5 protein-coding genes are annotated in these 7,466 nt (G+C 72.2%); 1 reads left to right on the plus strand and 4 read right to left on the minus strand.

Translation table 11 applies throughout. From position 1 onward, the window contains the following. Positions 1-2,021, plus strand: a 2,021-nt coding sequence (locus ACFXA3_RS29020) for a collagenase (RefSeq protein WP_385191469.1), incomplete at its 5' end; no start/stop codon positions are given. A gap of 48 nt (positions 2,022-2,069) precedes the next feature. Here ACFXA3_RS29020 and ACFXA3_RS29025 read toward each other — a convergent pair. From ACFXA3_RS29025 to ACFXA3_RS29040, 4 genes are all read right to left on the minus strand, one after another. Next, entirely contained in the window at positions 2,070-3,068 is a 999-nt protein-coding gene (locus ACFXA3_RS29025; RefSeq protein ID WP_385191471.1) for a TolB family protein, read from the minus strand. Beyond that, positions 3,065-4,399 (minus strand): MFS transporter, encoded by a 1,335-nt coding sequence (locus ACFXA3_RS29030; protein ID WP_385191476.1) that lies wholly within the window; start codon positions 4,397-4,399, stop codon positions 3,065-3,067. Before ACFXA3_RS29030 ends, ACFXA3_RS29025 begins: the two co-directional genes overlap by 4 nt. A 2-nt stretch (positions 4,400-4,401) precedes the next feature. Next, positions 4,402-5,751 carry a discoidin domain-containing protein gene (locus ACFXA3_RS29035; protein WP_385191473.1) on the minus strand — a complete coding sequence of 450 codons (1,350 nt, stop codon included), beginning with the start codon at positions 5,749-5,751 and terminating at the stop codon, positions 4,402-4,404. Positions 5,752-6,010: 259 nt separating this feature from the next. Then, complete coding sequence (locus ACFXA3_RS29040; RefSeq protein WP_385191475.1) at positions 6,011-7,366, minus strand: neuraminidase (sialidase); 1,356 nt, start codon at positions 7,364-7,366, stop codon at positions 6,011-6,013. Positions 7,367-7,466 lie beyond the last annotated feature (100 nt).

Below are 7,466 nucleotides of genomic sequence, written 5' to 3' on the forward strand. Positions count from 1 at the left end.
CCGCCGTGCTCAGCAGCGCCCCGGCGATCACCCCCAGCGATGCCAGCAGTGCGGCGGATGTCCTGCGCGGGTCCATACGCGGTCTCCCCCGGATCACCTGCACCTACCCGCTGTTCGACCTCACCGGGGACGACGCCCGCAAGGCCTTCCGCGAACCCCAGATGGTGACCGTCGCCAACGCGCTGCGCGACGCCTCCGCCGGCTACACGGGCGACAACCGCACCGCCGTCGGCCAGTTGGTGCTGTTCCTGCGCGCCGGGTACTACGTGCAGGACAACCACGCGGACGTCGTCGGCGACTACGGCACGGCGCTGAACGGCGCCGCGCTCGGCGCGCTGGACGCCTTCTTCGCCTCCCCGCACGGCAGGGACGTCACCGACGCCAACGGCGAGATCTTCAACGAGGTCGTCACGCTGATCGACAGCACCCACGCGGCCGGCCGGTACGCCGGCGTCGTCAAGTGGATGCTCGGCAGCTACGACGGCACGTGGCCCGGCCAGATGAACCTCGCCATGCAGCACGTGGAATGGGTCGTCGAGAACGGCTTCAAGGCCAAGGACGACGGCCGTGGCTGGCGGGCCGCCCTCAAGGCCGACCCCGCCATCCTCGACACCTGGGCCGGCTTCATCACCCGCAACGGCGCGCAGCTGAACCGCCTGGACGTCGTCAGCAACGTCGGGCGCTACCTCGGCTACGCCCTCGACGTCCCCGAGCTCAAGGAGCGGGTGCGGCCGCTGCTGAAGGACCTGATCAACCGCTACCCGAACGTCGGCCCCACCGCGCCGATCACCATGAACCTGGGCTGGTACACGCGCGAGTACGACAAGAACAACTGCGCGGCCTACGCCATCTGCGACCTGGGGGCCCGCGTGCTCCCGGCGATCCTGCCGATCCGGCACACGTGCACCCCGGGCCTGAAGATCCGCGCCCAGGACATGTCCCCCGGCCAGCTGTCCTCCACCTGCACCAGCCTCGTCAACGAGGACGCCTACTTCCACCGGGTCATCGGCGACACGGGCCCGATCCCCGGTGACCTGAACACCGACCTGGAGGTCGTCGTCTTCGACGACTACAGCCAGTACTCGCTGTACGCATGGGCCATCTACGACATCGACGTCGACAACGGCGGCATGTACGAGGAGGGCAACCCGGCCGCCGCCGGCAACCAGGCCCGTTTCATCGCCCACGAGGCCGACTGGCTGCGCCCGGCCTTCCAGATCTGGAACCTCAACCACGAGTACACCCACTACCTGGACGGCCGCTACGACATGGCCGGCGACTTCGAGGCCGGCATGACCACCCCGACCATCTGGTGGGTCGAGGGAATCGCCGAGAACATCTCGTACGGCTACCGGGGCGAGCGCAACACCGACGCGGTCAACGAGGCCGCCAAGCAGACCTACAAGCTCAGCGAGCTGTTCGACACCGTCTACGACCAGGACCCGGACCCCTCGGTCAACTCGAACCGGATCTACCGCTGGGGCTTCCTCGCCGTCCGCTACATGCTCCAGGCGCACCCCGCCGACGTACAGACCGTGCTCGCCAAGTACCGCGCCGGCGACTGGAACGGCGCCCGCACCTTCCTGAAGCAGACCATCGGCACCGGTTACGACGCCGGCTTCGCCACCTGGCTGACGACCACCTGCGCGACCGACGACTGCGGCCCGCTGCCGCAGGCCCCGTCCATCCCGCTCTGCACCGCCGGCGACCCCCGCCAGTTCGACCGGAACTGCCGCCGGGACGGCCTGGCCGCCGCCCGCGGCAACTACAGCTACCACTTCATGTACCTGCCGGCCGGCGTCAAGCGGCTGACCATCACCAGCAGCGGCGGCACCGGCAACGCAGACCTGTACTACGGCGGCAGCAGCTGGGCCACCACCGACAGCAACCTGGCGAAGTCCGCCGGCGCCGGCAACGGCGAGACCCTGACGATCGCCGACCCGCCGTCCGGCTGGGTCTACTTCAGCCTCGCCGCCGCACAGGACTTCAGCGGTGTGAGCGTCTCCGCGCAGTACGAGTGAGCCCGTCCGCCGGGGCCGGCCGGGCTCCGGCGGATCAGGCCCGGCGGATCAGGCCCGGTCCCGTCGGTTCACGGCGGCCGGCGAGGAGCCGCCGGGTACCAGGAGGCGGGGTTCGCCCGTGCCGTCCGCCGGGACCGACCAGATGTCGGAGGCGCGCCCTTCCCGTCCCGGGAGGGCGTAGCCGACGGTCCCGTCGTCCAGCCAGGCCGCCTGGTCGTCGACGCCGCGCGTCTCCGCGAGCGGGTGTTCGCTCAGGTCCGCCAGGTCCAGGACGTACAACCGCCACGGTGATGCGGGGTCTTCGGAGATCTTCTTCTTGAAGGCGATGCGGGTGTTGTCCGGTGACAGGGACGGACACTCGGCGTTCTCGCGCAGGGCCTTCGCCGACCAGTCGTGCAGGTTCCCCTCGACGAGGTGGGTGCGGCCCCTGGTCGACACCGTGGCGTAGAAGCGGTTGTCGTCCTCGGCGAAGGTCACTCCCCAGTAGTTGACGTCGGGGGCGTGGTAACGGGTCCCGTCGATGGTCAGCGGGATCTCCTCCATCGATTTGATCAGGTAGCCGGTGCGCAGGTCGAGGATGGAGGTCCGGGTGGAGAAGGCGGTCGTGGCGTAGGAGTCGCCGGTCGCGAAGGCCGTCCAGGACAGCACGTTGCCGGAGGCCGAGACACGGGCCCGGTTGGGGATGCCGGGTACGGTCACGCGCCGGACCTCCCGCAGTCCGCGGTCCAGCACGAGGGCCTGCGTGCGGGCCGGGATGCCGGGGAGCTTGCGCAGGCACAGGGCGCGCTCCCCCGCGGCGTAGAAGCGCTCGCATGCGGGACCTCCCGTGGCGGGCGGCCCGCCGGTGCCGCTCACGCGGGCGATCCGGCCGGTGGCCGAGTCCCGGTAGTAGAGCCCGGGTTCGGCGAGGCCGAAGGATCCGTCTCCGGTGGCCGTCGGCAGGTCGCGGTGCCTGGCGTGCAGTACGTAGCCCAGGGAGCCGCCCCCGAGGAGCAGGACGGCGAGCACGACGAGGGCGAGACGGCGCAGCTGTGCCGGTCGGTTCACGGTGCCTCCGGGGCGTCGAGGGCGGGAACGGCGGCGGATGCACGAGCCGGCGCAGAAGCCGATGCCGATGCCGTTGCGGGTGCGGATGCCGATGCCGTTGTGGATGCGGATGCGGATGCGGATGCGGGCAGGATGCGCCAGGCGGCCACGAGCGCCGCGGCCAGGGCGAGCGCGGCGGCCCACAGGGCGGGCCCCTGCCCCCAGCAGGTCCAGGCGGCGCCGAAGCCCGCGGCGCCCAGCAGCCGGGACAGCGCCTGGCCGGTCTGGAGCACCGCGAGCCCGCCGGCCCGGCGGTGCGCGGGCAGTACGGGACCCGCCAGTGCCATCAGGACCCCGTCGGTGCAGGCGTAGAAGACGCCGAGGAGCGCGGGCACCACGGCCACGGCCGGCCGGCCGACGGGGAGCAGCAGGACGGCGTACGCGCCGAGCAGCGCGGCGTGTCCGACGAGGAACGGCAGCCTGCGCCCGGTGCGGTCGGCGATCCGGCCGACGGGGACGGCGAGCAGCAGGTATCCGGCAGCGGCGCCGAGCGGCAGCAGCGGGAAGAGGGCGGGCGGCAGGTCGAGTCGTCGCTGGAGGAGCAGGTAGAGGAAGGAGTCGCCGATGGTGGCGGCTCCGAGCAGGCAGGCGGCGGACAGGATCCGGCGGAACACCGGATCACGAAGTGCCCGGTGCTGAAGCGGAGTCGGCTCGACCGGTGGCGCGGGGGCCGCGGAGGGGACGTACAGCAGGAGCAGGAGCACGCCCAGCAGGCCCGTGCAGAAGCTGACGGCGAACACGGCGTCGTAGGCGTCGGCGGTGGCCCACAGGACGGCGAACGCGGCGAGCGGGCCGAGGAGCGCGCCGGTGGTGTCCATGGCCCGGTGCACGCCGAACGCCCGGCCCAGTGTCTCCGGCGGGCCGCTGAGCGAGATCAGCGCGTCGCGCGGGGCGGTGCGCACGCCCTTGCCGAGGCGGTCGGCGGCGAGCGAGGCGGCGATGCCCGCGGTGGCGCCGCCGGCGAGGAGCAGCCCCAGCCGGGACAGCGCGGAGAGCAGGTAGCCCGCGCCGGCGATGCGCTTGTGGCGGCCGCCGCGGTCGGCGAGCCGGCCGCCGAGCAGTCGCATGAGCGCGGTGGCCGCGTTGAACATGCCGTCCAGGAAGCCGAATTGGAGCGGGGAGAGGCCGAGGCCCAGGACCAGGTAGAGCGGCAGCACGGCGGTGACCATCTCGGAGGAGACGTCCGTGACGAGGCTGACCGCGCCCAGTGCGATGACGGTGGCGGGGACGCGCCGCCGGGCCCCGAGGGGGCTGGGCGGGGCGTCCGGGCGGCCGGTGCCGGCCAGGTACATCATCAGTGGCAGCTGTACTTCGGGCTGGTGTCCTTGACGCCGTCGGTGGCGACGTAGGTCCAGCTGTAGCCCGAGTCCGTGAAGTCGAGCTTCAGGACCCCGTACTGGCCGCTGATGCGCTTCTGGCTGTTGGGCTGCACCTGCTCGATCGGGTAGGGCTCGGCGCCGCCCATGCCGCCGACGATCTCCACGATGCCGTCGGCGGCCGCCTTGCCGTCGGGGTTCTGCGGGGCGAACCGCTCGTAGTGGTGGTCGTGTCCGTTGAGGACCAGGTCGGCCTTGGCGCCGTAGAGGATCTTCCAGACGGGCTTGGAGACGGGGTCGTTGCCGTGTCCGCCCGAGGAGTACAGCGGGTGGTGCCAGTAGGCGGCTGTGCACTGTTTGCCGTTGGCGGCGAGGTCGGCCTTGAGCCAGTCGATCTGGGCGGCCTGGTCGAAGGCGTTGGAGTCGAGGGCGATGAAGTGCCAGTTGCCTTCGTCGAAGCTGTAGTAGCTCTTGCCCTGCGGGTAGGCGATGTTCCCGAAGTACGCCTTGTATCCGGCCAGGGAGCCGGCCGGGTCGTACGTCTCGTGGTTGCCGGGCACGGGGTGGGTCTTGGCCTTGAAGGCGCCCCAGCTCTTGTCGTAGTAGGCGCGGAAGTCGGTGATCCGGGCGTCGTCGTACTGGTTGTCGCCCATCGTGAGGTAGAACTTCGGGTCGATCCGGCGGGCCAGTTCGGCGGTCTTCGGGTGTGCGCAGCCGCTGTCGGAGGCCGTGCACCGGGCGGCGATGTCGCCGGCCGCGACGACGGTGAAGGCGCCGCCGCCGGGGGGCGGACCGCCGTCCACGGTGCCGTACACCTCGGCCTCGAAGAGGGAGTAGCCGTACGCCGTGCCGCGCGCGGTGCCGTACACGCGCAGGTACCTGCCCTTGCCGGAGAGGCCGGTGAGGTCGTCGGTGCCGCCGTTGCCGGCCTTCTCCTCGGCGACCTTGGTCCAGGTCGCGCCATCGGCTGAGACCTCGACGCGGTAGGCCTTTGCGTAGGCGGACTCCCAGGTCAGCTTGACCCGGGAGACGGTGGCGCCGGTCCCGAGGTCGACGCGGATCCACTGCGGGTCCTTGCCCTCGGCGCTGGCCCAGCGGGTCGAGGCGGAGCCGTCGAAGGCGTTGGCGGCGCCGAGCGAGGAGTCCTCCGTGGAGGAGGCGGTGGCGGGCTTGCCGCGCGAGATGAGCGGGTCGTCCGCGGCCCCTGCCCGGCCGGGCCAGGCGAGGAGGAGCCCGGCGACGAGCGCGAGCACCGCGGTCACGACGAGGAGGACGGGCCGAAGCCGGCTGCCGGTGGGGGTTGGTGGGGTGGAGGCGTACAGGTGCATGCCTGGACTCCTTGGCCTGGGGACGGCGAGAGCTGGACACCGGTGCGGAAGACGCCATCCCCGGGCCGTCGGGGCGAGCCGGGGACGGCGTCACGGCGGCCGGGTCAGAGCTCTCGCTGAGCGCGTCATGCCCATGACATCAGGCACCGCGCCAAGCCGCCGTCCGGGAGCGTAGCGGATAGGAAAGTTTCCTACCAGTGGTCCTGCACGAGAGGCGTGACGGGCGGTCAGGTCGCCGGGCCGCCGGAGTCCGGGGCGGTCACCGGGTGGGGAAGGTGCCGCTGTACACGTCCGTGCGGTTGTCCGGTGCGCCGGAGCGGGTTTCGGTCAGTACCGCCCGGACACCCTTGCCGTCCGCCACCAGGCCTTGGTAGTCGCCGAGGAAGTAACCCCCGGAGAACGGCGCCTGCAGCCAGTCGAAGACCCGCGAGATCCGCCGCTCGGCCCGGCGCTCCACGTCCCCGTGCGGCAGCGTGGCCAGCTGGTAGGCGGTGGGCAGGGTGGTGGTGTCGCCCGGCTTGAGGAAGCGCAGGTCGTAGTAGGTCAGCGCGACGGTGCCCCGCTCGTCGACCGCGATGGACGGGGAGAAGGCCGGCACGCTCTTCGGGCTGATCAGCTCCGGGCTCCCCCAGGTACGGCCGCCGTCGGTGGAGCGCACCAGCTGGACCGAGTCGAACCTGCCGCCGGAGAAGTCCGCGCCCTCGTAGGCCATGTACAGCGTGCCCGTCTTCGGGTCGATGGCCGGGCTGGGCAGCGTGGACCCGGCGCGCAGCAGCTTCGTCGGGTCGTTCGGGTCGACTTCCGGTACGGAGGTGTCGCGGGCCACCGTGACCGGGGCGCTCCAGGTCGCCCCGGCGTCGGTCGAGGTGACCACCGCGTAGTGGGCTTCGGCGACGGCGCTCAGGTCATCGGTGTGGGTGATCTGGTCGAAGAAGTCGTACAGGGTGCCGCTGCGCCGGTCGACGACGATCTGGTGACCGATGGTCTGCGTGTTGGGCACGGCGCTCGTGTCGACGAACCGGCGCGCCCTGCTCCAGGTGCGACCGCCGTCGCGGGTGAGGGAGATGTAGCCCGGGCCGTCGAGGGAGCCGGGGCCGGGCGGGTCGTTGTCGAGGCGGTTCCAGACCTGGTAGGCGGTGCCCGGGCGGATCGGGTCGGCGGTGAGCGAGGGCTTGTCGTTGAAGAACGGCTCTTCGTCGACGTGCGTGGTGGTGAGGTGGTGCCAGGTGCGGCCGCCGTCGCGGGACGTGGCGGTCAGGAGGGCGCTGCGCGTGTTGCGGACGAAGTCGACGCCCTCCCCGCCGGCGTAGACGGTGCCGTCCGGTCCGGTGCTCACCCAGGGGTCGGTGGCGCGTTCGAAGTCCGCGCCGCCCGGGGCGCACAGGCTGAAGGGCAGCGTGCTCCGGTGGAAGGTGCGGCCGTCGGTGGTCCATCCGACGGCCAGGCCGCGGGCGCCGCCGTCGCTCCAGCGGTCCTGCTGGAACACGGTGACGACGCGCCGGGGGTCGCGCGGGTCGACGGACAGGTACGGCTCGACCTCGCTCCCCGGATAGACGACGCTGTCGGGGCCCCTCGCACCGATGGTGCAGTCGGCGTACGGATCGCCGTGGGACACCCGGGTCGGGGGGCCCCCCGAGGGGGCGCCGGGCCCCCCCGGCCGGCCCCCCCCCCGGACCCGGGTGGGGAGGGGCCCGGGGGGGGGGCCGGGGGGGCCC

Source organism: Streptomyces sp. NPDC059456, assembly GCF_042750055.1.
Classification (GTDB): domain Bacteria; phylum Actinomycetota; class Actinomycetes; order Streptomycetales; family Streptomycetaceae; genus Streptomyces.

Excerpts from the sequence above, each read along its gene's own strand:
- ACFXA3_RS29035 (WP_385191473.1), bottom strand. The coding sequence starts at position 5,751 with ATGCACCTGTACGCCTCCACCCCACCAACCCCCACCGGCAGCCGGCTT.
- ACFXA3_RS29030 (WP_385191476.1), bottom strand. The coding sequence starts at position 4,399 with ATGTACCTGGCCGGCACCGGCCGCCCGGACGCCCCGCCCAGCCCCCTC.